The sequence below is a fragment of the Shewanella sp. BJSY2023SW005 genome, assembly GCF_047314585.1.
In the GTDB taxonomy this organism is placed as follows: Bacteria; Pseudomonadota; Gammaproteobacteria; order Enterobacterales; family Shewanellaceae; genus Shewanella; species Shewanella algae.
On the sequence record NZ_JBKORJ010000052.1, the window covers coordinates 122,451 to 144,796 of the forward strand.

Below are 22,346 nucleotides of genomic sequence, written 5' to 3' on the forward strand. Positions count from 1 at the left end.
CAATTAGATTGTGCACAATTTAAATTAAGGAAACTACTATGCTCTATCACACTCAAGCCACAGCCAAAGCCGGCCGCAACGGCGAAGTAGCCACTCATGACGGTGCCCTGTCATTGACCCTAAGCTATCCCAAGGAGATGGGCGGGACAGGAGCCGGGGCCAATCCGGAACAGTTGTTTGCCGCCGGTTACGCCGCCTGTTTCTCCAACGCCATTTTACATGTGGCGCGCCTGGGTAAAATCAAGCTTGCCAGCGCGCCTGTCACCGCCGATGTCGGCTTGGTCAGTCAAGATGGTGGGTTTGCGCTGCAGGTATCTCTGGCTGTCACTCTGCCGCTCGCGCAGGCCGAGGCCGAAGCCTTGGTACTCAAGGCCCACAGTGTTTGCCCCTACTCCAATGCCACCCGCAACAACCTTGATGTGGGGCTCACTGTGAATGACATTAAGATCAACTGAAGCTCTGATATTATTCAGCGCTAATATTCAGTCAATTTATTGGCAAGAATACAAATAAATGTCGCAGCAATTGAAATTATATTTGTTGCGACATTTTTCCGTCATTCATTCTGTATTATGACGCTGTCATTCAGCAAAGGTTGATATTCATATAAAATTGATTTTTCCTGGACAATCGATTAAATTTGCGCCTCAAAAGTGGACGTGAGCAATAATAAAGTCATAGTCAAAGGAGAATGATATGCGCGCCCTGATTCTGGGGTTACTGCTGTTTACCGGCGCGACCCAAGCCACCTGTGAGAAAAGCGTTTTGCTTGGCAATGTCGATTATGCCAAGAACAGCTCTTATTTCAGTACCCAGGATTCTTTGCAACTGGATAAAATTGTTGCTGATAATAGCGATAATTCAAGCGGCTATCTGTTATTGGAATTCAATATGGATAAGTCTATCGGCGATGAAGATTTACAAAAATATAATATGTGGCTTGCCAATAGACGAATTGAAAGGGTTAAAGAATATTTAACCGCAGCACACTTCTCTCACCCCATAGTCACTCGTATCCGCACGGCAACCCATAAAGATAACCGCGAAGTGAGTCTGCATTGGTGTAATAACCAACAGATGATGGCGACGATTGAAAAGCCAAGCGCCGCCGAATAACTAAGTACTTTCAAGATCCACAAATGAATGCCCCTTAGGGAAGGTGCGAAGTGGCTTACAGGCCCGTAAGCCGATGCAGGCACACATGGGACTTGTTCGCACCTTCCTTAGACATTGCGCTAGAGTTTAAAACGGCCGACTTCACGGCGCAGCGAATCTGACAACTCCGCCAACTCCTGCGCTTTGACAGTGGCGCTGTTGGCCTCCTGTGACAGGGTTTGAGAAACCTCACGAATCGACTCGGTATTACGGTTGATTTCGCTGGTGACAGAGGTTTGCTCTTCGGCCGCTGTAGCTATCTGGCTGGCCATATCGGATATCTGGGTGATCGCTTGGCTTATCTGCTCCAGACTGGCACTGGCCGATTCGGCATCCATCACACTGGTTTCGGCCATCTGATGACTCTGAGCCATGGAATTCACTGCCTTGGAAGCGGTTTTTTGCAAGGTCTCAATCATGGTCTGGATCTCTTGTGTCGACGCATGAGTGCGCTGCGACAGCACCCTGACTTCATCAGCCACCACGGCAAAGCCACGCCCTTGCTCACCGGCTCTGGCGGCTTCGATGGCGGCGTTCAAAGCCAACAAATTGGTCTGCTCGGCAATACCGCTGATGGTCAGCAAAATGCTGTTGATCTTCTGTGAGTGCTCGTTGAGCTCGCCGATGATCTGACTGGCGGTATCCACTTCCTGCGCCAGGCTACGAATCGACTCCTGGCTCTGCAGCACCTGCTGTTGTCCACTGCCTGCCAGGCCGACCGCCGACTGCGCCGTCTGTGCCGTCAGTTCGGCATTGCTGGCGATCTCCTCGGTGGCACTGGCCATTTCGGTCACAGCGGTTGCCACCATAGTGACTTCGTCCTGCTGCACTTCGATGCTCTGGCTGTTACTCTCGGCCGAATGGCGGGTCTCCTGTGCCTGGCCTCCCAACTGCTGGGCTATGTCACTCATACGGGAAATCATGCCGTGCAGGCGTTCAACAAAACGATTAAAGCCGGCGGCGAGCATGCCTATCTCATCGTGCTGATTACGGGTCTCGATACGGACTGTGAGGTCCCCCTCCCCTTCGGCAATATCGTTGAGCGCCTTGGCCAGACGTTCCAGATCGCGGAACTGGCTCTTGAACACCAATACCAGCAACAGACCAAAGCCCACCAAAAACAACACGCCCACCGCAGACATCCACCATGCCAACTCGGTGGCCTCGGCCATGATGCTTGCCTTGTCCATCACAAACATCAGTGCCCAATCTGTATGAGGCACCGCCGCCACGTAAAACAGCTTGCTGCTACCGTCGAATGCCATCTCATCCAGGGTATTGGCGCTGATCCTGGCGCTGAGCCACTGAGGATTGAAGGCACTGCCAAGACGGCTGAACTGCTGACCGTTCAGGTCCTTGTCCGGATGACTGATAATCAAGCCTGAGCGTTCAAGCATCACGGCATAGCCGTCACCCGGCACCTTGAGGGTTCGCACCGCATCTGTCAGTTGATCTATGGTGAGATTAGCCGCTGCCACGCCCTGCAGGCGACCGCTGTTCATTACCGGTTCGGCTATGGTGACCACCAGCTTTTGCAATGTGGCACTGACATAAGGTGCCGTCATTATCATGGCTCCTTCCCGCTTGGCATCCTGATACCAAGGGCGAACCCGGGGATCATAACCAGCCGTATTCAGGCTGGGATCCTGACGGTACATGTTGCCCTGCTCATCGCCGTAGTAGGTCAGCGCAAAACCGCTGGCCTCATGGGCCTGCATCAGAAAAGGGGTGATATTGACCTCAGGGTTCCGCTGCAGCGTGCCCTTGATGCTGCTGATCGCTTTTTGTCTGTCATACATCCACTGCCCTATGCCGCCGGCAAAGGTGTTCGCCAATTGATCGACCTCGCGCTGGGTTCGCTGCATGGCATTATCACGAATGGAAGAGGAGGAAAGGCCAACCAGGGCGGCAACCGTAAGCAAAACGGCGCCCAGACTGACCAGCAGTAAGCGGGTTTTAAGCGTGAACTGCATAAGAAGTCCTATAAATTTTTAGGGTGGAGTAAAAGTTTAGCGGCAAAAAAGTAAATTACTGAAGTCGCTTACCACAATGGCACTATTCGAATGCGGTTTTATTACTCAAAGCTTAACAAATGTCCATGTGTCTCACTTTAGGGACTTTTTCGAGTCTGCTAACAGTTTTGATGCTGCTTTATCATGGATACCAAGGGCTTGGAGTAAAGTATTTGTAGGGTACTTGTAGCCTGAACCGGGCTATGGGTCATTCAGATACAGTTCAATCCCTCTTACACAGGTAAGCTTATGTTAAGAACCCTCTTTCTCTGCCTGTTACTGAGTTTCAGCGCAGGCCTTGCCGCAACCGAAAATTCGGCGTCGCAGATCCAGTGGCAACAGGTGGATCAGCAAGGGCAGATCAAAATTCCTTTATATTTTGTCTGGTCCAAGACCTGTCCCCACTGCGCTGAAGCGCATCCATTCATCGACTCTCTGCCGGAGCGCTACCCCTGGATAGAGCTGCACTCTGTGATGGTGGGCGCCACGGGTACTCAGGAGCTGTGGCAGCAGTTGGCCACAGAGACAGGAACAGAAGCCCGCTCAGTGCCCTATATGGCTACCTGTGGCAAGGCGATAGTCGGTTATTCCAGTGAAGAGGTGACAGGTCAGTTCCTGCTCAACCGCCTCAAGAACTGCTACCTGCAGGCGGGCGGCCAGTTGAGCCCGGAAGATATGCCGGGACAAACAAGCACTCAGGCAAACACAGGTTCAACTCAGGCGCCGCTGTTTGGCACCTGCGCCAATGATGGTGGCGATGGCACCTGTGATGCCACGGCTCTGGCGGCAGAGCCCGAAGTGCAGCCGGTGGAATTGCCTCTGGTTGGGGTGGTGACACCTGAAACCATGTCGCTGCCAATTCTGACGCTGGTACTGGCCGGTGTCGATGCCTTTAACCCCTGTGCCTTCTTCGTGCTCTTGTTCCTGCTGTCCATCATGGTCAACGCCAAGAGCCGCAGCCGTATGCTGTTGGTTGGTGGTATCTTCGTGTTTTTCTCGGGCTTTATTTACTTCCTGTTTATGACCGCCTGGCTCAACATCTTCCAGCTGTTGGGGGCCGGCAGTGATGGCGGGATGATTATTCTGGCGGCGGGAATACTGGCGCTGATCGCCGGCAGTATCAACGTGAAGGACTACTTCGTTACCAAAGGAGAAGTAACCCTCTCCATGTCGGCGGAAAACCGCACCGGGCTTATCAAGCGCATGGGTAAGCTGTCCAGCGCCTCCAGCCTGGCGACCATGATAGCCGGCACCACAGTGCTGGCGATTCTGGCCAACGCCTATGAACTCTTGTGTACTGCGGGCTTCCCTATGATCTACACCAGCGTGCTCTCCATGCATAACCTGCCGAGCTTTGAGCGCTATATGTACCTGGTGCTGTACAACATTGTCTATGTGATCCCACTGGCCATCATAGTGATTGCTTTCAGTATGACGCTTGGTAAACGTAAGTTGACCGAGAAAGAGGGCCAGACCCTGAAGCTGATGTCCGGCATCATGATGCTTGGCTTGGGCGGCACCCTGGCGGTCAACCCGGCGGCGCTACAGAGCGTCACCCTGGCATTGGGGCTGATTATCGGCGCCATAGTCGTCACTATCCTGATAGTCAGCGGTAGAAAACTGCTGGAGCGCCGCCGTAAGGCCGCTTGATGGATCACGACTTGAAGTGCAGAGCAGCAGCAAGAAGCCAAGTCGCCCATTGGTGGCTTGGCTTTTTGCCGGACAAGCGGGATTTAGGCTAAAGTTATAGCTATTGATGCCGATAACAGGATCATGCCCGAGTCCCGAAGCGACTCTCCAACCCAGAGGAAAGCCATGACAGTTTCTCTCAACTCCCAGCCGCTGTCGGTCAATATGGATACCGGCGCTGTCGGTGTTAAAGTCGCGCAGTTGGCCAAGCAGCAACAAGAAGCCGAAGGCGAAATCGCGCTGCAACTTATTCAGGCCGCCACGCCGACACAAGAACCTGCCGGCCCGGTTGGTAACATAGGCCACAATATCAATACCACAGCCTGATATTCCCAAGGCTCTGGCGATAGCAAAAAACCGGCAAAGCCGGTTTTTTTATTGTGGATACATGGGCGAACCTAAGACTCACTTATGCTGCGCCAATGCCTCCTGCAATGCCTGACGCGTCGTAGTATCCTGCTGCCTTTGCTGTTCTTGCTGATGACGACGTAAGTTGTCTTCCGCCTGACGCACACACTGATTGTGATCCTGCCAACCATCGGCTACCGCTTCGTCGGTACGGGCAGAGCAGAGAATATCGGCGCAGCCACCGAGACTCCCCAAACCCAGCAGCAAAGGCAACAAGGCGCTCTTTGCCAAATAAGATGCAGACATTGTTATTTACTCCAAACCTGGAATGCCAAGGCAATCGAGTGGCAAGGTCATTTTCCACCAACCGGCATTGACCCTAAACGGTTCAAATTAACCCAAAGAGACTGACGCTCAGCTGAACCAAAGGTTTGCCTTAGAACAAAAGAAGCCGGCACTTGGCCGGCTGCAGTGTTGCTAAAGGCTGTTGAGTGGTTAACCCATCAAGCCGCTGCCGATTCATCCTCTGAATGGCGGATCAGGTAGTCAAAGGCTCCCAGAGAGGCGGTTGCACCGCTACCCATGGCGATGATGATCTGCTTGTAGGCCGAGTTGGTCACGTCACCGGCGGCAAACACCCCTGGCAGTGAAGTCTGACCGCGTTCATCGACAATGATCTCACCGCGCGGAGTCAATTCCACAGTGCCGCGCAGCCATTCAGTGTTGGGCACCAGACCTATCTGCACAAAGATACCTGCCAGCGCAATATTATGCTGCTCGCCACTGGCTCTGTCTGTGTAGTTGAGCCCGATAACCCGACTGCCATCACCAAGGACTTCTGTCGTTTGCGCCTGGGTGATGATGGTGATGTTACCCATAGATTTAGCCTTGCGCTGCAGCACGTCATCGGCGCGCAATTTGCTGTCAAACTCGAGTACAGTCACATGCTCGACTATGTTGGCCAGATCGATAGCCGCCTCAATACCCGAGTTACCACCGCCGATCACCGCAACCCGTTTACCCTTGAACAGCGGGCCATCACAGTGAGGGCAATAAGCCACACCGCGGCCACGATATTCCTGCTCACCGGGAACATTCATTTCCCGCCAGCGAGCCCCTGTGGCCAACAGGACTGTACGGCTCTTGAGTACGGCACCATTTTCCAGTTCCACTTCATAGAGGCCATTGCTGCCAAGACGAACCGCCTTCTGGTTATCCATCACATCCACTTCATAGTCGCGAACATGCTCTTCCAGATTTGCCACCAACTTGGGGCCTTCAGTCGCCTTGACCGAAATAAAGTTTTCAATGCCGACGGTTTCGCTGACCTGGCCACCAAACTTGTCGGCCAACAGCCCAGTGCGCAGTCCCTTACGGGCTGCGTAGATGGCGGCTGATGCACCGGCAGGCCCGGCGCCAACCACCAGTACTTCGTAGGGCTTACGCTGGTTGAGGCTCTCGGCTTGGCGGGCAGAGGCATTGGTATCCAGTTTATTGAGTATCTCTTTCAGGCTGATGCGGCCGGCAGAGAAAGGCTCGCCGTTCAGATAAACCGAAGGCACGGCCATGATGTTACGCTGCTCAACCTCATCCTGGAACAGGGCACCATCTATCATGGTATTGCTGATCCGTGGGTTGATCGCCGCCATCATATTGAGCGCCTGCACCACATCCGGGCAGTTCTGGCAGCTCAGAGAAACAAAAGTTTCAAAATGATATTCCCCTGGCAGGCTGCGGATCTGCTCGATCAGCTCGGCCTCCAGCTTGATGGGATGCCCACCTGTGTGCAGCAGAGCCAACACAAGTGAGGTAAATTCGTGCCCCATGGGCAAACCGGCAAAGCGTATGTCAGAGCCCTTGATTGAGGTAACCTGCATCGCCGGGGTACGGGACAGTGACTGCTCGGTCACACTGACCAGGGAAGACAGCGAGGCAATATCCTGTGCCAGAGCCAACAGCTCTTTGGACTTTGGGCTTTCATCTGCAGATACGACAAGTTCAACTGGTTGCTTGAGGTTCTGCAGATAGGTTTGCAGTTGATTTTTCAGATTCGCATCCAACATGATGACTCCAGAATCAGACTAAAGGAAAACAGAAATAGTGCGGGGAAAGAGGCTCCGAACCCTTGCGGGGGGAGGTTCGGAGCCTTCCGGATCAGACTGGCAGTTTAGATTTTGCCAACCAGGTCCAGAGAAGGAGCCAGAGTTTCGTCGCCTGGCTGCCACTTGGCTGGGCAAACTTCGCCGTCGTGAGTGGCAACATATTGAGCAGCCTGGATCTTACGAACCAGCTCGCTGGCGCTACGTCCGATACCCAGGTCATGGATTTCAGCGACTTTGATTTCACCTTCAGGGTTGCTGACGAAAGTACCGCGGAGGGCAACACCGTCTTCCTCAACCAGCACGCCGAAGTTACGGCTGATTGCGCCGGTTGGGTCACCTATCATTGGGAATTGGATCTTGTTGATGGTGTCGGAAGTATCGTGCCATGCCTTGTGAGTGAAGTGCTTGTCGGTAGACACAGAGTAAACTTCAACGCCCATGGCCTGCAGTTTTTCGTAGTGGTCAGCCATATCACCCAGTTCAGTTGGGCAAACGAAGGTAAAGTCGGCTGGATAGAAGAAAACTACAGACCACTTGCCCAGCAGATCCTGTTCGGTCAGCTCAACGAATTCACCTTTGTGGAAGGCGGTAGCTTTAAAGGGTTTGATTACAGAGTTGATGATTGACTGAGTCATTGTATGCTCCCATTTTCAGTTTGAATTGTCCGGGTCAACTTCATTGCTGCCCGTCGATGGAAGTCATATTAACCAAAGGGTTTAAAATAAGATAACGGATAAAAGCTGTTGCCTTAATCGGTTTTTCAGAGGAACTTGTGTCGGGAGCGAAAAAAGCGATTACCCTTCGCTCCCGGGCAAGTTATTGATCTATTGGTTCTCGCTGAACTTATGCTGTTCCAACCAATGGCTCAGCAGGCGTACACCATAACCGGTAGCACCGGCCGGAGCCAGTTGAGTGTCGCTCCTGACCAGGGCATTACCGGCAATGTCCAGATGAGCCCAGGGTTGATCACCGGCAAAACGCTTGAGAAACATCGCCGCCGAAGAAGCCCCGGCGCTGCCTTCACGGCCTGTGTTGGTTAAATCCGCGATGCTGGAATGCAGCTCTTCGCCGTAGGCCGGATCCAGCGGCAGACGCCACAGCTTTTCCCCCACCTGCTGTCCCGCGTATGTCAGTTGCTGCACCAAAGGTTCCGAGTCACTGAACAGGCCGGCATACTCCACCCCTAGGGCACGCACCTTGGACCCTGTGAGGGTCGCCACATCCACTATCACTTGTGGTTGGTATTTCTCGCGGGCATACCAAAGACCGTCGGCCAGCACCAGGCGTCCTTCAGCGTCGGTATTGAGGACTTCAACCGTCAGCCCCTGGGCAGTCTTGATCACATCCCCCGGGATCATTGCACGACCCGAGACCATGTTTTCCGCCAGCGGCATGATACCCACCAGATTAACCGGCGCCTTGGAGGCGGCCATCGCCTTGACCGTTCCCAACACTGTGGCGGCGCCGGCCATATCTGACTTCATCCACGCAATCGAAGTGCCGGTCGCCTTGATGTTATAGCCGCCTGAGTCAAAGGTAATCCCCTTCCCCACCAGCGCCACCGGAGCATCATCACTGCCCTGCCAGTGCGAGACTACCAGCCTTGGGCCTCGCTCGCTGCCTTTGCCCACGGCCAGCAACGCACCCATATTGAGTTTGGCCAGTTCTTTGGGTTCCAACACCTTGATCTTGACGCCAAGACGCTTGAGTTCCTTGGCCGCATCGGCAAAGGACTCGGGATAGAGTTCGGCGGCCGGTTTGTTGGTCAGATCCCGCGCCAGCGCCACCCCATCGGCAATCGCTGCCGACTTGAGGTGATTGGTCTCGGCTACCTTGGGCTCGGCGACCGCAAAATGGTACTGTTTTTCGGTACGCGGCTTGGCCGTGAAGTCACGATAGCGGTAGCTGGCCAGGGAAATCCCCTGGGTCAATTCGGCGATAAATCCCTGGCTATTTGGGATATCAGCGGCCCATACCGCCACCTTGGGTTGTTTGACGGCTTCCAGGTGATTTGACAGCTTGCCCCCCAGCAAGGCTGTCTTCCCCGGCGTCAGTTCAGCATCCCCAAGCCCGAGCAGCAGCAGGCGCTCTGCTTGGGTACCAATGGGGGCCAGCAATTCGAGCAGCTCGCCCTCCTGGCCTTTGAAGTTGGCGGCCGCAATGGCGCGCTGCAGTTGTTTGCGGGTATCCGCCTGCAATCCGGCGGCCGAGTATAGGGTGCCATCCTGATGCTGGAACATCACCAAGGTGTTGGCCGGGGCGACTTGAGTGGCAAACTCATACTGTTCGGCCTGTGTCGTCCCAGCGCCCATAAGGCAGGATAGGGTCAGAAGTTTTACTGCTAATCTTTTGTTTTTATTCATTTGTACTGCTTATCATTATTGAGGGGCAGACAAATATAACATCAGGGCTTTTACGGACTAGTGCCCTTAACAATCCCTTACAAATTAGCCTACTGCCAGAGTTCGAAGCGACTGAGAGAGCGGCCGAGATCGCAGTCCAGCACAGCAGACAAGCCGGCGGCGCCCTGTTTGAGCCCGGCACTGGTAAAGTTTTTCGGTGTCCTTGAGGCAAACACTACCCAGTTGCCGCCCCCCGTGAGGCAGGCCCGCACATCGGGGAAATGTTGCTGCAGGCGAGCCAGCAGGCCTCTGTCCTGACTGTGCTCTTTCCAGCAGTTGAGCACCAGCAAACCTTCACTCTTGAGCAGTGCCAGGCTCTGCTCGATAAAGGCTTGGCTCAGCTGACCGGCATCCACCCCTTCAGAGCCGTAGAGATCGGCGAAGATAATATCTACCTTCTTGTGCTCGGCACTGGCCAGAAACTGATTGGCATCCTCATTGATAAGGTTCAGCTTTTTCGACAGTGGCAGTTGAAAATGGCTCTTGGCCAACTGCAGCACCAGGGGGCGCAACTCAACCGCGGTCAGCTTGATAGCGGCATCAAAATGCCTCAGAGCATGCACCAAGGCGCCGCCGCCCAACCCCAAAATGATGGCACTCTTGGGTTTGAGGTACAAAAGCGCCAGCAGCATGGCCTGCACATAGGTGTGCTGCGGTACATGGGGGGCCTTTTTCAACAGTTTGCTCTGCTCGTCGTGTTCGCCGAAGGCCAAGATCCGACAGTCGCCATCATCGAGGACAGCGACGCTGCCCCATTCATCCTGTTGCTGCACTAAGGTGCGATAATCTGCCATGCTTGAATAATTCTCGGTTGGGGAGTTTATCCCCTGTGACAAAGTCGCTAGTATGCCAGCAAATGCCTTATTTCTCACAGAAGCATACGCCATATGACTCACAATATTCTGATTGCCTGCCTCTATCTCGGGGTGTTTTTCTTTCTGCAGCGGGCGCTGAAAAATGCGGTGCAAACCCTGGCGGACAAGAAACAGGTCAGCGCCGCCCGTACCAGCCTGGTGACCCGCTTTATCAGCTATCTGTTGTTCTTTGTCACTCTGTCGTTGATGGCCGTTTCTCTGGGACTCGGCTATCAGGAGGTTTCACTGTTCGTGTCTTCGGCATTTGCCGTGCTGGGGGTGGCTTTGGTGGCCCAGTGGTCGATACTGAGTAACCTCACCGCCGGGGTGCTGATCTTTTTTGTGTTTCCCTACAAAGTCGGTGAGCGGATCAAAGTCGTCGACAAGGATGAAGATATTACCGGGGTATTGTTGGAAGTGGGGCTGTTCCACGTGCTTATCCGCCGCGACAACGGCGATACTGTTACCTACCCCAACAACCTGATACTGCAAAAAGCCGTGCTGAAGCTGGCACCCGGCAATGCCTCGGTACCGCAGGCACAAGAGACAGAGCCGGAGCAACTGACCAAGCAGGATTAATTGAGCCTGCGCTGAAACAGCGCCAGCGCCTGCTGGTACATCTGCAGTACCAATGCCGGGTCATAACGGGGATCGCCATCCCTCATAAAGGCGTGCTGGGCATTGAGCTCCTGCCAGCTGTATAAGGTCTGGCATTGCTCCAGCCTTTGCTGGATGAGACGGCGCCCTTCACTCGGCACATGGGGGTCCTGTTTGCCCCAGATCATCACCAACTCGGCGCGAATATCCCGGCAGCGGCTCAGAGAGTCATTCCCCGGCGCACTCGGGATAGCGCCGCTGTGAATATCTGTGGCATAGAGACAAAATGCCGCTGCTATGTCGGGGTTAAGGGCGGCGCGAAATGCCAGGTGACCGCCAACGCAGACGCCCATGGCACCAATCCGGCCGCGGCTCCAAGGCTGAGCCCGAATAAAATCCACCAACGCCTGAGTATCATCATCGTGGGCTTCCAATGGCTTGCTCAGCTTATCGCTGTTGCCTTTGTCCTTGCCACTGTCATCATAACCAAGCACAGTGCCCGGCGGATTGAGCTCGTGGAAAATCTCCGGCACCAATACCACAAAGCCATGACCGGCCAGCATGCAAGCCATACGGCTTATAGGTGCGGTTTCCTGAAAGATTTCCGAGTAAAAAATGATGGCGGGAAAACAACCCTCGCTATCGGGACGATAGACCCGGGTTTGCATGCTGCCGCTTGCCGTCGGCAGTTGATGAAGACTCTGTGTAACCAGCATGACACCTCCCTATGAGCATCTCCCCGATGCGGTAACCTCAATCTAGCAATCGGGGAGTCGGGTGTCAGTATTTATCTTTAGGGAAGGTGCGAATAAGTCCTCGTGGCACTCTGGCTTGCACAGCAATTGGCGTTCAAGGCATCTGACTGAAGGCATGCCGGGGCCTGTCGAAGTCGGATAACGCAGAAAGCCGGTTGCTGTGAAAGCCCCAAAGGGCGTGGCTTACAAACCTGTCTGCTGTGTTGTGCTTCTTGCAAAGGACTAAGGCCATTTGCTACGAACCACGCCTTGCATCCAGGCCTGTAAGCCGACGCAGAGCACACATGGGACTTGTTCGCACCTTCCTTAGAAAAGCTCGTTACCCGAACGCTCACCGCTGAGGAGTTTCTGTACATTGGACAGTGTGGTGTGGGCGATGGCGCCCAAGGCCTCTTCGGTCAAAAACGCCTGGTGACCGGTAAAGATCACATTGTGGCAAGCCGATAAACGCCGGAATACATCGTCCTGGATCACTTCGTTGGACTTATCTTCAAAGAACAGCTCTTTCTCGTTCTCATACACGTCCAACCCCAACGAACCTATCTGTCCGAGCTTGAGCGCTTCCATGGCATCTATGGCGTTGAGCAAGCCGCCACGACTGGTGTTAATCACCATCATACCCGGCTTCATCTTGGCAAAACTGTCTGCGTTGAGCAGATGGCGGTTTTCCGCCGTCAGCGGGCAATGAAGACTGATGATATCGCTCTGTTGGTACATCTCATCCAGAGTGACATAACGAGCACCCAGCGCCTCTACTTGCGGGTTGGGATAAGGGTCAAACGCCAGTACTTTACAGCCAAAGCCCAGCAAAACCTTGATGGTGGCGATACCGATTTTCCCAGTGCCGACCACGCCCACAGTCTTACCGAACATGTTGAAGCCCACCAACCCTTCGAGAGAGAAGTTGGCATCCCGGGTGCGTTGATACGCCTTATGGATCTTGCGGTTCAGGGTCAACATCAGGGCGACCGTATGTTCGGCCACAGATTCTGGAGAGTAAGCAGGGACATTGACAACATTCATTCCCAGACGCTTGGCTGCATCCAGGTCGACATTATTAAAGCCTGCACAGCGCATGGCGATGATCCGGGTGCCGTTGGCGGCCAGTTCTGTCAGCACCTCGTCATTGAGTTCGTCGTTGACGAAGGCGCAGATCACTTCGAATCCGTAAGCCAGTTTCACTGTTTGCATGCAAAGGCGCACGTCGAAGTACTCTATTTGAGCCCCAAAGGCCTGGTTGGTACGGTTGAAATGCTGCATGTCGTAACGCTTGGCGCTGAAAAAACCTATCTTCATGCTGTTTATGACCCGGTAATTGGAATGATAGCTAAAAGTGTAAGTGAATTACCTAAACTTGTCTTTGCCTGGCACAGACAATCTCACCGGAAACATGATGCAGCGCAACAAAAAGAAAAAAGCGGACTCCTGACAGTCCGCTTTTTTGATGAGGGGCTCAAGCGCCCCGACTCCGTGCTATCGGAGAATTAGTTTGGCCTAGTGCTCTTTAGCGTACTTGGCAGCTTCAGCACCGGCGATACGACCGAAGGTTACGATATCAGAGATAGCGTTACCGCCCAGACGGTTGGCACCGTGAACACCACCGGTTGCTTCACCGGCAGCATACATACCCTGGATCAGATGACCATCTTTGGCTTTCACTTCAGCCTTGGTATCGATCTTCACGCCACCCATGCTGTGGTGTACAGCTGGCTTAACTTCGATAGCGTAGTAAGGGGCAGTACCCAGTTCACGAGGCAGGTTAGGACGCTCGAATTGAGTGTCTTTACCAGACTTCACGAAACCGTTGTAGCTGGCAATAGTCTTGGCCAGTTCGGCACCTGGAACACCAATCTTCTTGGCCAGTTCTTCAGGGGTCTTACCTTCATCAACAATGCCCAGGTGGACATAGTTTTCAATCTTCTTCAAGCTCTTGCGAACTGAGTCATCGAACACCAGGAAGGCGCTGGCACCTTTCTGTTTCAGGATGGCTGCAGAAGCCTTGTCACGAGTAGTGATTTCGTTGACGAAACGGTCACCTTCACGGTTAACCAGGATAGCACCGTTACCGCGTACAGCTTCAGTTACCATCACACCACCACGTGGAGACAGAGTTGGGTGAGCCTGTACCCATTCCAGATCGCGGGTATCGGCACCGGCTTGCATGGCAACATCCAGACCGTCACCGGTTGCACCTGGGTGGTTGGTAGCAGCAAAACCTTTCAGCTTAGGATCGTACTTGGCAACGCGGTCGTTGTTCTTGGCGAAACCACCGGTAGCCATAACCACGGCGTCAGCCTTGATCACGTAGTAACCAGTGTACTTACCTTCAACCAGAACGCCGGTCACTTTGCCTGAATCATCTTTCAGTACGCGTACAACGCGGCTGTTCAGACGGATATCGGTACCGCGCTTAACAGCATTGTCCCACAATACTTGGGCAACGTGAGCACCGACACCGGCACCACCGGTTGGACGGTGACTACGGTTAACACTGGCACCACCCATACGACCTACGTCAGTCATATCGGCGCCCATAGAAGTCAACCAGTCGATAGAATCGGAAGAGTTGTTGGCCAGAACTTTAACCAGCTCAGGATCGTTGATGTTACGGCCACCTTTCATGGTGTCCTCAATCATGATCTCTTTCTTGTCTTTAATACCCAGAGCCGCTTGAGGCTTGGTTTCAGCAGCGTTCATACCGCCGGCAGCCAGCTTGGTGTTACCACCTGGGATAGGCTCTTTTTCCAGCAGAATGACTTTGGCACCGTTGTCGCGAGCAGATACTGCGGCGGCCAGACCGGCACCACCAGAACCTATGATAACCACGTCAGTGGTTTCACGAGGACCGGCTGCAATAGCTTTGTCTTGAGCATCTTTCTGCACATCGATAGGGACGAACTTACGCTCCCACTTGCCGCCGAATGGCATATCGAAGCCGAAGCTGTGGCAAGCGTCACAGTAAGCAACTGATTTTTCATGGCCTTTGTGGCAAGAAGTACAAGCGATTTCACCGATCAGGTGAGACTTGTGTGGAGAAATCTTCAGATCTTTTTCACCGGCAGCAATCTCTTTCAGATCACCGTGGCAGCTAACGCACTGGGCGTTCTCATGGGTCAGGTTGTCATCGGTCGGGCCTTTCTTGGAAACGTGGCAAGTATCGCAACCGCCCATTTCACCATGAAAATCCGCCAATACATCTGCGCCGGCATAAGCTGTACCGGCCATCATGCCGGAAATCAGAGCAGCCAGTGCTGTTTTCTTAAGTGCTCCCGTGAACATAGAGTGTTCCTCCACCATATTATTTCACATACTCATATATAGCTATTTCGTACCACATTGCTTTTTAGTTATTTATACCAAGGCTGTAGCACGACATATCTCCCATGGCAGAAGATATCACTACCCCTTTAGGCATATATTTAACTGAGTCACAAAAAGATTTCTCTCGACGCCACCTATCCGCATTTCTGTGCACTCTTGCAGATTAGTCGGTCACATATTGATACAAATCACGGCTAACGTACCGTATAGCTGACGAAGTTAACGTTTTGGGGATCTGCATTTCCATGTGAGAAGACTCGACAAATACAGGATCAAGCATAGTCGCCAATTGGCGAATGCTGCTAAGCTAACGGAAAATTTGTATTCTGGATCACAGATATAATCGCCATGGCTAAAGCACAGATGTCTGAAAAGCAGTTTTGGCTGCAGCGCCTTTGTAAGACCAGCCTCAGAGCCCTGCACATTTTGGGAATTGTCGGAGCCGGTGGCGGTATTTTGCTGTCGGTACCCAGAGAAAGCTGGCAGCTCTATTGGATAATGGCCATGGCCAGCGGCAGTTGCCTGATGCTGTGGGAGATAGTCAGGGATTGGCGCTGGCTTATCCAACTCAAAGGGGTATTGACTCTGGTGAAGCTGCTGCTGATCCTGCTGTTTATTCCTCTGGCAAGCTACAAGAGCGAGTTGCTTGTGACTGTGGTTTTGCTGTCGGTCATAGTGTCACACGGACCCGCGGGCTTGCGGCATTATTCTATAGTTCACAGACGCAGAATAGACAGCCGCAAGGAGATCAAGGGATGAACACAGCAGAACTGATCACAGCCTTTGAGCGGCACACTGAGATAACACCTGAGCTCAGAGTACTGGACCTGGCCTGCGGCTCCGGGCGCAATGGCCATTGGTTTGCCAAACAGGGCGCCGAGGTTACCTTCATCGATCGCAATCCCGAGAGCTTTGATGACCTATGGCGCCAGTTTCCTCACTGCCAATTCATTGAATGGGACCTTGAGCAGGGCGACAAGCCCGAGCTTCAACCTTTCGACGTAGTATTGGTGTTCAACTACCTGCACCGCCCATCGCTGCCCTGGATAGCCAAACAGCTCAAACCCGGTGGTTTGTTGTTTTACGAGACCTTTACTCAGGAACAGGCCAAGTTTGGCCGTCCCAGTAACCCGGACTTCTTGCTGAATCAGTGTGAGCTACAACACAGATTTGCCAAATTCGAGACTTTACATTACTTTGAAGGCCATATGCCCGGCGGAGAAACGGGAATGCTGCAAGCCAAGGCACAATTGATAGCCAGAGCCGTTCGCTGATCCGCCTTTATTCAGCTGTATCAAGGACCTGTAATGTTTCCCTATCCCGAGCAGTATCGGCTTGCCCTGCCCCCGCTGATCACCGCCTTTATGGTGCTCTGGTCGTTGTTGACCCGACCTCTGCTGGGAGATGCCAGTCCATTCGCCCTCTATCCCTTATTGTTACTGTTCCCTCTGGTGCTTGGACTGCACCTGCACCTTATCTGGCAAGCAGCCGGCCTACGTCGCCTGGATCAGGCCTTCTATGCTCTGGTACACGGTATTCTGGCTTTCGTGGTCTGGACCTTTTGCATCATGCATGTGGGCGGTCACAGCTTCTCCTAAGCTTCCGGATAAGTAAAAAATCCACCTGCATAGCAGGTGGCTTTGAACAGCCCCCTAGAAGGGGGCTAAAAGAATCACCCATCCAAACCAAGCTTGAGCTGACCGATTGATTCCTCTGCCTCTACTTTCTGTTGATACCTTACATATCGACGAATGATCTCTTCGTTTGCTCCCACTGAAGACACTCAAGCTTGGCGGAAGTCTCACCAATAAGTGAACATGGTCTATCAGGACATTTAGCTCTACTATCCGACACCTCTTCATGCCGCTATAGATATAAATACTGCGACAAACCTCCTGCCCAACTCGGCCATACTTTGGCTTCCATACAATGTGATACTGACAGCGATAGAAGACGTGCGATGCACTTTCATATCGGCTCATACTGCTTACTCCTTGATTTGCAGGTAACAAACCGAGTCAGTATGCAGCATGGGCACTCTTCGGGCTGAGCCCCGACTTGACGATCACCACCTCCATAGGAGGTGGTTTTGGGGTGACAATAAAAAGGGGCGCGGTTTACACCGTGCCCCTTTGGCTTGGAAAGGGAGAGTTATTTGTCCTTAGGGTCGAGCAACCTTGATTCTTCGGACGCAAGAACCAAGTTTAAAAACAGGTAGTACACCAATACAAAAGCGCTCAGTGAACCAACCAAATAGAGAGTAACCTGCAACATGATGGCCTCCACTGACGGTTATAGATTGATGGACTCATCGGGGATCTTGTAAATCACACACTCTGGATACGGCTCACACAGAGATGGCGTATTGACTTCATCCTTGCCCTTTGTGGGTGTCGACGCCAGCAGTAGCGGTAAAGCAAACAGAGTAGAAAGTAACGCAAATCCAATCGCATTTTTCACAAACTGATTCAAACTTTTCATCGTCTTTTCTCCTGCTGGGAAATGGGTGGGCGCAAACTGCGCCCGAGATTGCTTTGACCTTTTGGCCCGGTACTCAGGGTAAAAACCAAGCGCTTTGGTGGTCAGGCAATCAACCTTGTCCCTAAAGCTATCTCAGGCAGGGAAAAGCACCATAATGAAAAGGTGACGGAAAGGTGATGTCTTATAAATCAGTTAATTACTTCAACTATATCTGTATTGGCAGGCCCCAATAATGCCAGCGAAATCTGGCCGTCATCTGTCACTGACAGCAATCTTGGGGAAACTTTCTCCATCGGAATGTCGCGCCCCTCTCTCTTGCCCGTGTGGAGATCTATCTTGAGAATGCCCATGGCATTGTCGTTGGGCCGCAGCAACCAGAGTGCCTCGGAAGCCAGTTGCCAACTGCTGCCGAAGTGGGGGGTGTATTGGTCATAAAAGAGTTCTTCGACGCCCTGTTTCAGGCGCCAAATCCCTTTCTTGTACAGGCGGGTAAAATAAAGAGTACCGTCGGCGGCGTACTTGGCGGAAAAGCCATCCGTCAGCAAAGGTTGCTGCTCGCCACTGTCCAACAGCAGACTGTTTATCTGCCAGCGACCATCGACGCTGACGGCTGCCAGCAGCTCATTGCTGCTGCGCCCCCAACTGACATTACGAACATTGCCCAGCTGAGGGAAAAACTTGAGTTCACCGTTTTCAGGGTTGAGGACAAACACCTGTTGGTTGAGGCTGCCGGCCACCAGCTTGTCATCGGCTGAATAACTGAGTTCATCTATATGGGAAAAAGTGCTCAGGCGACTCAGTTGTTTCTCCGTGCCCTGTTCGTCCCGACGCCATAGTTGTGGCAAGCCGCTGCGATTGGAAACAAAGATCAGCTCCTTGCCATCGTGGCGCAAGGTACCGGCGGTATCACGGCGACTGGACGCCACAAAGCGCTGCGGTTTGGAAGTCTCATCAAAGGGCGATGACCAAAACCAGATCTCCTCTTCAAACAGTTCGCCGACAACCGCCGCCATGCGTCCGGCACTATTGGCCGAGGGAGAATTGATTTCCTGCAACACGCTCGTCAGCCGGGTTAACTTACGGGGTTTGAGTTGCAAGCGGTGAAGTTGTCCCTCTTCACCTCGGTATACCAAGGCGTTACCGCCTTTATCCCAGGCGATACTGCGCAGTGGATACCCCACCCGCTGCAGGTTTTGCCAATCACCGGATTCGATATCGAACAGTAAGATCTGGGTGTCGAACCAGTTGATACTGCGCAGCACGGCCAGACTGTGACCGTCGGGAGACAAGGCCAAGGCATAGTCACCGCGTCCCACCACATGAGGTTGACTCAACTGCTGACGCCGACCATCGCTGAGGCTGAGCAGAAAAACGCGCTTGAAGCCTTCAACCCCTTCGGCATCGACATAAAACAGCGAGCGGTTAGAGGGACTCCAGGCGATGCTGGTCGACTGCGTCGTCTGATGGCACTGGCTGACTATGCGGCTTCGCATCCCCTCTTCGGTCAGCTCTGTCACCATAATGCGACAGCCCTGAGTCTCACTGAATGCCAAATAAGCCAAGGCCTTGCCATCGTGGCGCCAGGCCGGGTAGCGAAGACTGTAATCATCCACTACAGGAATGGTTTTGATGACTCTGTCTCCGAGTGCCATCAGCTCAATATGCCACTTATCGGCGTTCAGTTCCCGATAGGAAAATGCCAGCATGCTGCCATCGGGGGACAGGCTGGGGTCCACCTCCTGACCATTGAGCGAAGTCAGTGGAGTCAAACGCCGGATGGCCACATCTGTCAACTCAAGCTGGGGGTTTTCCTGGGCAGGAGCCAGATAGAGCCAACTGGCAATACCCGCCGCCAGCACTCCGAAGGCGCCGCCCAAATAGCCCCACTTGCTGCCGCCTGCTGATATCTTTTGCTCAGTCTCGGCGTCTGCCAGTGTTGCCGGTAAAGGTTCATCCTGCGAATCGTCATCGAGCGTCGTCTCGCGTACTTTCGCTATCAACACATAGCCCTGCTTGGGCACTGTCTTGATAAAACGTGGCTCTCTGGGATTATCCTGCAGATGCTGACGCAGCAAGCCGATAATGCGGTTAATGGCGTTATCGGTAATTATGCCGCCGTGCCAAACCTCCTGGATCAACATTTCACGGCTCACCAGGGTGTTGGCATGATGGATAAGACACAGCAATACCTGCATCACCCTGAGCTCGAGCCGCACTTGAGCCTCTTCGCGGCTCAGCGTACTCATCTGAGGGTCAACCAACCAATCTTCCAACAGGTAACCTGAGCGCCTTCCCATATCAATCCATTTTCAATTCAAACACTAAGATACTAATTGCCCATGTTGTAAAAGAGAAGTAAAGCGCTCAAATTAACCAAAGGCAGGTGCGAATAACTCCCCGCATGCTTTGAAGCCTGGATGCAACAACGCCCAAGAGCTTGCATCTACCTGCTGCCGCGGTTATCTTTGCCGTCCATTTTCATTGAGGCCATGACATGTCAGATTTTGTCTACAATCCGCCAACCGAACCTTGGCTGGATATTCTCTATCAAGACAAGGACATCATAGTCATCAATAAACCTTCAGGACTGCTCTCGGTTCCCGGACGGGATCCGGCCCATCACGACAGCGCCTATGCCAGAGTCCTGGCCGAACATCCACAGGCACAAGTGGTTCACCGCCTGGATATGGCCACCTCGGGCGTGCTCTTGCTGGCACTGAGGCGCAGTGCCGAACGGGAGCTGAAACGTCAGTTTCGAGACAGGGAAACCCAAAAGAGTTACTACGCCAGAGTCGCCGGCCATATCAAGGCCACTCAAGGCAGTATAGAACTACCACTCATCTGCGACTGGCCCAACAGACCCAGACAGAAAGTCGATCATCAAGTGGGTAAGCCGTCATTGACCCACTATGAAGTGATTAGCAAGGGGCGCTATTCAACTCTGGTCATGCTGATCCCCATCACAGGGCGCTCACACCAACTCAGGGTGCATATGATGGCATTGGGTCATCCCATTCTGGGCGATGGTTTCTACGCCGACTCCTGGGCAAAAAGATTGGCTCCCAGATTGCTGCTGCATGCCGCCAGCCTCAGCATCAAGCATCCTTACTCGGGCGAACCCATGAGCTTCAGTGCACCTGTGCCTTTTCTCGCGCCCGAAGGTGAGCAATAACGGCTAACGTCACCATAGATGTTGAGCCAAAAGTCGCCATAAGACTGGCAATTTTACAATAAAACACGTAGATTCATGCCTGATTACAAGCAATTTAGGCGTGATGCTGTGGATACATCATTTCAAAGAGATCAACTGGACAATCAGATCCTGGAAGCCCTGATGCAGGATGCACGAACTCCTTTTGCCGAGCTGGCCAAACGCTTCAGCGTCAGCGCAGGCACGATTCATGTCAGGGTCGAAAAGATGAAACAGGCAGGTATTATCACCGGTGCCCAAATAACGGTTAACCCCAAAGCTCTGGGCTATGATGTCTGCTGCTTTATCGGCATCAATCTCAAGAGTGCCGGTGACTATCCCGCCGCCATCTCCAAGCTCAATGAGTTGGAAGAAGTGGTAGAGGCCTACTACACCACAGGCAACTACAGCGTATTTGTCAAAGTGATGTGTCAATCTATAGATGCCCTGCAGCACGTGCTGATTAACCGTATCCAGTCGATAGACGAAATTCAATCTACCGAAACCCTGATAAGTCTGCAGAATCCAATTGTCAGGGCGGTAAAACCTTAACAACAGATAAAGAAAAGGCTGCCAAGTTGGCTAATGCCGATCAGTTAAGACAGATCGCTTGACGATCTCACTGAAAGGATCAAAATCCGATGACCCCATGTCATCGGATTTTTTTATGCAACTTTCAGAAGCTTTGGCGCGTACTCATATCAATCGTCTTACCGAATTCACCTGTCTGGCCGATGTACTTGAGCCTGAGTTAATTCAGTCGTGCCTTGATTCACATGGTGTTGCCAGTTTAAGACGACGTAAGTTACCTATGGATGCCATGATTTGGGCGGTGATTGGTATGGCTCTGTTCAGAGGCGAGTCCGTCCGTTCACTCATCAATAAGCTTGATATCGTCTTACCGCAAGAGGTGGATTACGTTGCGCGCAGTGCTGTCACGCAAGCGCGTAAGCGATTGGGCTCTGACGTTGTTCAGGATGTGTTTAAGCGAAGTGCCAAGACCTGGCATGAAAGAGCAGAGCATCCTCATTGGTGTGGGCTCAACCTCTACGGTGTCGATGGTGTCGTGTGGCGAACACCTGATAGTGAGCAAAACAATCAGGTGTTCGCCAAAACCGCCAACGCTTCTGGTGATGCTGCCTATCCTCAAATTCGCATGGTTTGCATGATGGAGTTAAGCAGCCACCTGGTATTGAACAGTGCCTTTGATTCTGTTGCTGTCAGTGAAATGAATTTAGCCGCCGAACTGATATCAAGCATACCCAATAACAGCCTGACGCTGTTTGACAGAGGCTTTTATTCGTTGGGGCTTTTGCACGCCTGGCAACAGGCTCAACCGAACAGTCACTGGCTGCTGCCGTTGAAGAAAGGGACACAATATGAAGTGGTACGCTCTTTAGGAAAACACGACCAACTGGTGCAGTTAGCCACCACGCCTCA

Annotated in this window: 22 protein-coding genes and 1 pseudogene; 11 read left to right on the forward strand and 12 right to left on the reverse strand. The window is 52.9% G+C overall.

Features of this window, described 5'->3' with window-relative positions:
- Positions 1–38 precede the first annotated feature (38 nt).
- Both ACMHXI_RS15730 and ACMHXI_RS15735 read left to right on the forward strand, forming a co-directional pair.
- Positions 39–455, forward strand: coding sequence for an organic hydroperoxide resistance protein (locus ACMHXI_RS15730; RefSeq protein ID WP_025008945.1), 417 nt, complete (start codon positions 39–41; stop codon positions 453–455).
- A gap of 241 nt (positions 456–696) precedes the next feature.
- Positions 697–1,116, forward strand: a complete 420-nt coding sequence (locus ACMHXI_RS15735; RefSeq protein WP_044735148.1) for a hypothetical protein — start codon at positions 697–699, stop codon at positions 1,114–1,116.
- 119 nt (positions 1,117–1,235) lie between these two features.
- Here ACMHXI_RS15735 and ACMHXI_RS15740 read toward each other — a convergent pair whose 3' ends face one another.
- On the reverse strand, positions 1,236–3,128 hold the full coding sequence (locus ACMHXI_RS15740) for a methyl-accepting chemotaxis protein (protein ID WP_096140975.1): 1,893 nt from the start codon (positions 3,126–3,128) through the stop codon (positions 1,236–1,238).
- A gap of 288 nt (positions 3,129–3,416) precedes the next feature.
- Here ACMHXI_RS15740 and ACMHXI_RS15745 point away from each other — a divergent pair, with 288 nt between their 5' ends.
- Positions 3,417–4,817, forward strand: coding sequence for a cytochrome c biosynthesis protein (locus ACMHXI_RS15745; protein ID WP_025008942.1), 1,401 nt, complete (start codon positions 3,417–3,419; stop codon positions 4,815–4,817).
- A gap of 165 nt (positions 4,818–4,982) precedes the next feature.
- On the forward strand, positions 4,983–5,183 hold the full coding sequence (locus tag ACMHXI_RS15750) for a hypothetical protein (protein ID WP_025008941.1): 201 nt from the start codon (positions 4,983–4,985) through the stop codon (positions 5,181–5,183).
- Positions 5,184–5,261: 78 nt separating this feature from the next.
- Here the strand turns inward: ACMHXI_RS15750 and ACMHXI_RS15755 are convergent, their stop codons facing one another.
- From ACMHXI_RS15755 to ACMHXI_RS15775, 5 genes are all read right to left on the reverse strand, one after another.
- Positions 5,262–5,510, reverse strand: coding sequence for a hypothetical protein (locus tag ACMHXI_RS15755; protein ID WP_413735433.1), 249 nt, complete (start codon positions 5,508–5,510; stop codon positions 5,262–5,264).
- A gap of 197 nt (positions 5,511–5,707) precedes the next feature.
- Entirely contained in the window at positions 5,708–7,267 is a 1,560-nt protein-coding gene (gene ahpF, locus ACMHXI_RS15760) for an alkyl hydroperoxide reductase subunit F (RefSeq protein ID WP_028779455.1), read from the reverse strand.
- A 104-nt stretch (positions 7,268–7,371) separates the two neighbouring features.
- Positions 7,372–7,941, reverse strand: coding sequence for an alkyl hydroperoxide reductase subunit C (gene ahpC, locus ACMHXI_RS15765; protein ID WP_025008939.1), 570 nt, complete (start codon positions 7,939–7,941; stop codon positions 7,372–7,374).
- A 189-nt stretch (positions 7,942–8,130) separates the two neighbouring features.
- Entirely contained in the window at positions 8,131–9,669 is a 1,539-nt protein-coding gene (locus tag ACMHXI_RS15770; RefSeq protein WP_413735436.1) for a leucyl aminopeptidase, read from the reverse strand.
- An 89-nt stretch (positions 9,670–9,758) separates the two neighbouring features.
- A complete protein-coding gene (locus ACMHXI_RS15775) occupies positions 9,759–10,502 on the reverse strand; it encodes a spermidine synthase (protein ID WP_413735438.1) in 744 nt (247 codons plus the stop codon).
- 93 nt (positions 10,503–10,595) lie between these two features.
- Here ACMHXI_RS15775 and ACMHXI_RS15780 point away from each other — a divergent pair, with 93 nt between their 5' ends.
- Entirely contained in the window at positions 10,596–11,141 is a 546-nt protein-coding gene (locus ACMHXI_RS15780) for a mechanosensitive ion channel family protein (RefSeq protein WP_025888682.1), read from the forward strand.
- Here ACMHXI_RS15780 and ACMHXI_RS15785 read toward each other — a convergent pair.
- The 3 genes from ACMHXI_RS15785 to fccA all read right to left on the reverse strand — a co-directional run bounded on the left by ACMHXI_RS15785 (position 11,138) and on the right by fccA (position 15,193).
- Positions 11,138–11,875, reverse strand: coding sequence for a dienelactone hydrolase family protein (locus tag ACMHXI_RS15785; RefSeq protein ID WP_413735440.1), 738 nt, complete (start codon positions 11,873–11,875; stop codon positions 11,138–11,140). The two genes, ACMHXI_RS15780 and ACMHXI_RS15785, sit on opposite strands and share 4 nt — an antisense overlap.
- Positions 11,876–12,220: 345 nt before the next feature.
- A complete protein-coding gene (locus ACMHXI_RS15790) occupies positions 12,221–13,210 on the reverse strand; it encodes a 2-hydroxyacid dehydrogenase (RefSeq protein WP_028779460.1) in 990 nt (329 codons plus the stop codon).
- 198 nt (positions 13,211–13,408) lie between these two features.
- Positions 13,409–15,193, reverse strand: coding sequence for a fumarate reductase flavoprotein subunit FccA (fccA, locus tag ACMHXI_RS15795; protein ID WP_025888678.1), 1,785 nt, complete (start codon positions 15,191–15,193; stop codon positions 13,409–13,411).
- A 390-nt stretch (positions 15,194–15,583) separates the two neighbouring features.
- Here fccA and ACMHXI_RS15800 point away from each other — a divergent pair, with 390 nt between their 5' ends.
- Genes ACMHXI_RS15800 through ACMHXI_RS15810 form a run of 3 tightly spaced genes read left to right on the forward strand, consistent with a single transcriptional unit; the run spans position 15,584 to position 16,833 of the window.
- Positions 15,584–15,994 carry a hypothetical protein gene (locus tag ACMHXI_RS15800; protein WP_025008935.1) on the forward strand — a complete coding sequence of 137 codons (411 nt, stop codon included), beginning with the start codon at positions 15,584–15,586 and terminating at the stop codon, positions 15,992–15,994.
- Positions 15,991–16,509, forward strand: coding sequence for a class I SAM-dependent methyltransferase (locus tag ACMHXI_RS15805; protein ID WP_107005077.1), 519 nt, complete (start codon positions 15,991–15,993; stop codon positions 16,507–16,509). The genes ACMHXI_RS15800 and ACMHXI_RS15805 overlap by 4 nt, the downstream gene beginning before the upstream one ends.
- Positions 16,510–16,542: 33 nt before the next feature.
- On the forward strand, positions 16,543–16,833 hold the full coding sequence (locus tag ACMHXI_RS15810; protein WP_028779462.1) for a hypothetical protein: 291 nt from the start codon (positions 16,543–16,545) through the stop codon (positions 16,831–16,833).
- A gap of 74 nt (positions 16,834–16,907) precedes the next feature.
- Here ACMHXI_RS15810 and ACMHXI_RS15815 read toward each other — a convergent pair.
- From ACMHXI_RS15815 to ACMHXI_RS15825, 3 genes and pseudogenes are all read right to left on the reverse strand, one after another.
- Positions 16,908–17,217 (reverse strand): annotated as a pseudogene (locus ACMHXI_RS15815) (transposase).
- A 310-nt stretch (positions 17,218–17,527) separates the two neighbouring features.
- Positions 17,528–17,716 (reverse strand): hypothetical protein, encoded by a 189-nt coding sequence (locus ACMHXI_RS15820; protein WP_025008933.1) that lies wholly within the window; start codon positions 17,714–17,716, stop codon positions 17,528–17,530.
- 188 nt (positions 17,717–17,904) lie between these two features.
- Complete coding sequence (locus ACMHXI_RS15825) at positions 17,905–20,013, reverse strand: winged helix-turn-helix domain-containing protein (RefSeq protein WP_107005078.1); 2,109 nt, start codon at positions 20,011–20,013, stop codon at positions 17,905–17,907.
- A gap of 197 nt (positions 20,014–20,210) precedes the next feature.
- Between ACMHXI_RS15825 and rluA the strand changes: the two genes are divergently transcribed.
- From rluA to ACMHXI_RS15840, 3 genes are all read left to right on the forward strand, one after another.
- Positions 20,211–20,888: a bifunctional tRNA pseudouridine(32) synthase/23S rRNA pseudouridine(746) synthase RluA gene (rluA, locus tag ACMHXI_RS15830; protein WP_107005079.1), complete on the forward strand. Its 678-nt coding sequence runs from the start codon at positions 20,211–20,213 to the stop codon at positions 20,886–20,888.
- Positions 20,889–20,996: 108 nt separating this feature from the next.
- Positions 20,997–21,458 carry a transcriptional regulator AsnC gene (gene asnC / locus ACMHXI_RS15835; protein ID WP_025888669.1) on the forward strand — a complete coding sequence of 154 codons (462 nt, stop codon included), beginning with the start codon at positions 20,997–20,999 and terminating at the stop codon, positions 21,456–21,458.
- A 97-nt stretch (positions 21,459–21,555) separates the two neighbouring features.
- Positions 21,556–22,346, forward strand: a 791-nt coding sequence (locus ACMHXI_RS15840; RefSeq protein WP_413735448.1) for an IS4 family transposase, incomplete at its 3' end; no start/stop codon positions are given.

Excerpts from the sequence above, each read along its gene's own strand:
- ACMHXI_RS15730 (WP_025008945.1), top strand. The coding sequence starts at position 39 with ATGCTCTATCACACTCAAGCCACAGCCAAAGCCGGCCGCAACGGCGAA.
- ACMHXI_RS15735 (WP_044735148.1), top strand. The coding sequence starts at position 697 with ATGCGCGCCCTGATTCTGGGGTTACTGCTGTTTACCGGCGCGACCCAA.
- ACMHXI_RS15740 (WP_096140975.1), bottom strand. The coding sequence starts at position 3,128 with ATGCAGTTCACGCTTAAAACCCGCTTACTGCTGGTCAGTCTGGGCGCC.
- ACMHXI_RS15745 (WP_025008942.1), top strand. The coding sequence starts at position 3,417 with ATGTTAAGAACCCTCTTTCTCTGCCTGTTACTGAGTTTCAGCGCAGGC.
- ACMHXI_RS15750 (WP_025008941.1), top strand. The coding sequence starts at position 4,983 with ATGACAGTTTCTCTCAACTCCCAGCCGCTGTCGGTCAATATGGATACC.
- ACMHXI_RS15755 (WP_413735433.1), bottom strand. The coding sequence starts at position 5,510 with ATGTCTGCATCTTATTTGGCAAAGAGCGCCTTGTTGCCTTTGCTGCTG.
- ahpF (WP_028779455.1), bottom strand. The coding sequence starts at position 7,267 with ATGTTGGATGCGAATCTGAAAAATCAACTGCAAACCTATCTGCAGAAC.
- ahpC (WP_025008939.1), bottom strand. The coding sequence starts at position 7,941 with ATGACTCAGTCAATCATCAACTCTGTAATCAAACCCTTTAAAGCTACC.
- ACMHXI_RS15770 (WP_413735436.1), bottom strand. The coding sequence starts at position 9,669 with ATGAATAAAAACAAAAGATTAGCAGTAAAACTTCTGACCCTATCCTGC.
- ACMHXI_RS15775 (WP_413735438.1), bottom strand. The coding sequence starts at position 10,502 with ATGGCAGATTATCGCACCTTAGTGCAGCAACAGGATGAATGGGGCAGC.
- ACMHXI_RS15780 (WP_025888682.1), top strand. The coding sequence starts at position 10,596 with ATGACTCACAATATTCTGATTGCCTGCCTCTATCTCGGGGTGTTTTTC.
- ACMHXI_RS15785 (WP_413735440.1), bottom strand. The coding sequence starts at position 11,875 with ATGCTGGTTACACAGAGTCTTCATCAACTGCCGACGGCAAGCGGCAGC.
- ACMHXI_RS15790 (WP_028779460.1), bottom strand. The coding sequence starts at position 13,210 with ATGAAGATAGGTTTTTTCAGCGCCAAGCGTTACGACATGCAGCATTTC.
- fccA (WP_025888678.1), bottom strand. The coding sequence starts at position 15,193 with ATGTTCACGGGAGCACTTAAGAAAACAGCACTGGCTGCTCTGATTTCC.
- ACMHXI_RS15800 (WP_025008935.1), top strand. The coding sequence starts at position 15,584 with ATGGCTAAAGCACAGATGTCTGAAAAGCAGTTTTGGCTGCAGCGCCTT.
- ACMHXI_RS15805 (WP_107005077.1), top strand. The coding sequence starts at position 15,991 with ATGAACACAGCAGAACTGATCACAGCCTTTGAGCGGCACACTGAGATA.
- ACMHXI_RS15810 (WP_028779462.1), top strand. The coding sequence starts at position 16,543 with ATGTTTCCCTATCCCGAGCAGTATCGGCTTGCCCTGCCCCCGCTGATC.
- ACMHXI_RS15820 (WP_025008933.1), bottom strand. The coding sequence starts at position 17,716 with ATGAAAAGTTTGAATCAGTTTGTGAAAAATGCGATTGGATTTGCGTTA.
- ACMHXI_RS15825 (WP_107005078.1), bottom strand. The coding sequence starts at position 20,013 with ATGGGAAGGCGCTCAGGTTACCTGTTGGAAGATTGGTTGGTTGACCCT.
- rluA (WP_107005079.1), top strand. The coding sequence starts at position 20,211 with ATGTCAGATTTTGTCTACAATCCGCCAACCGAACCTTGGCTGGATATT.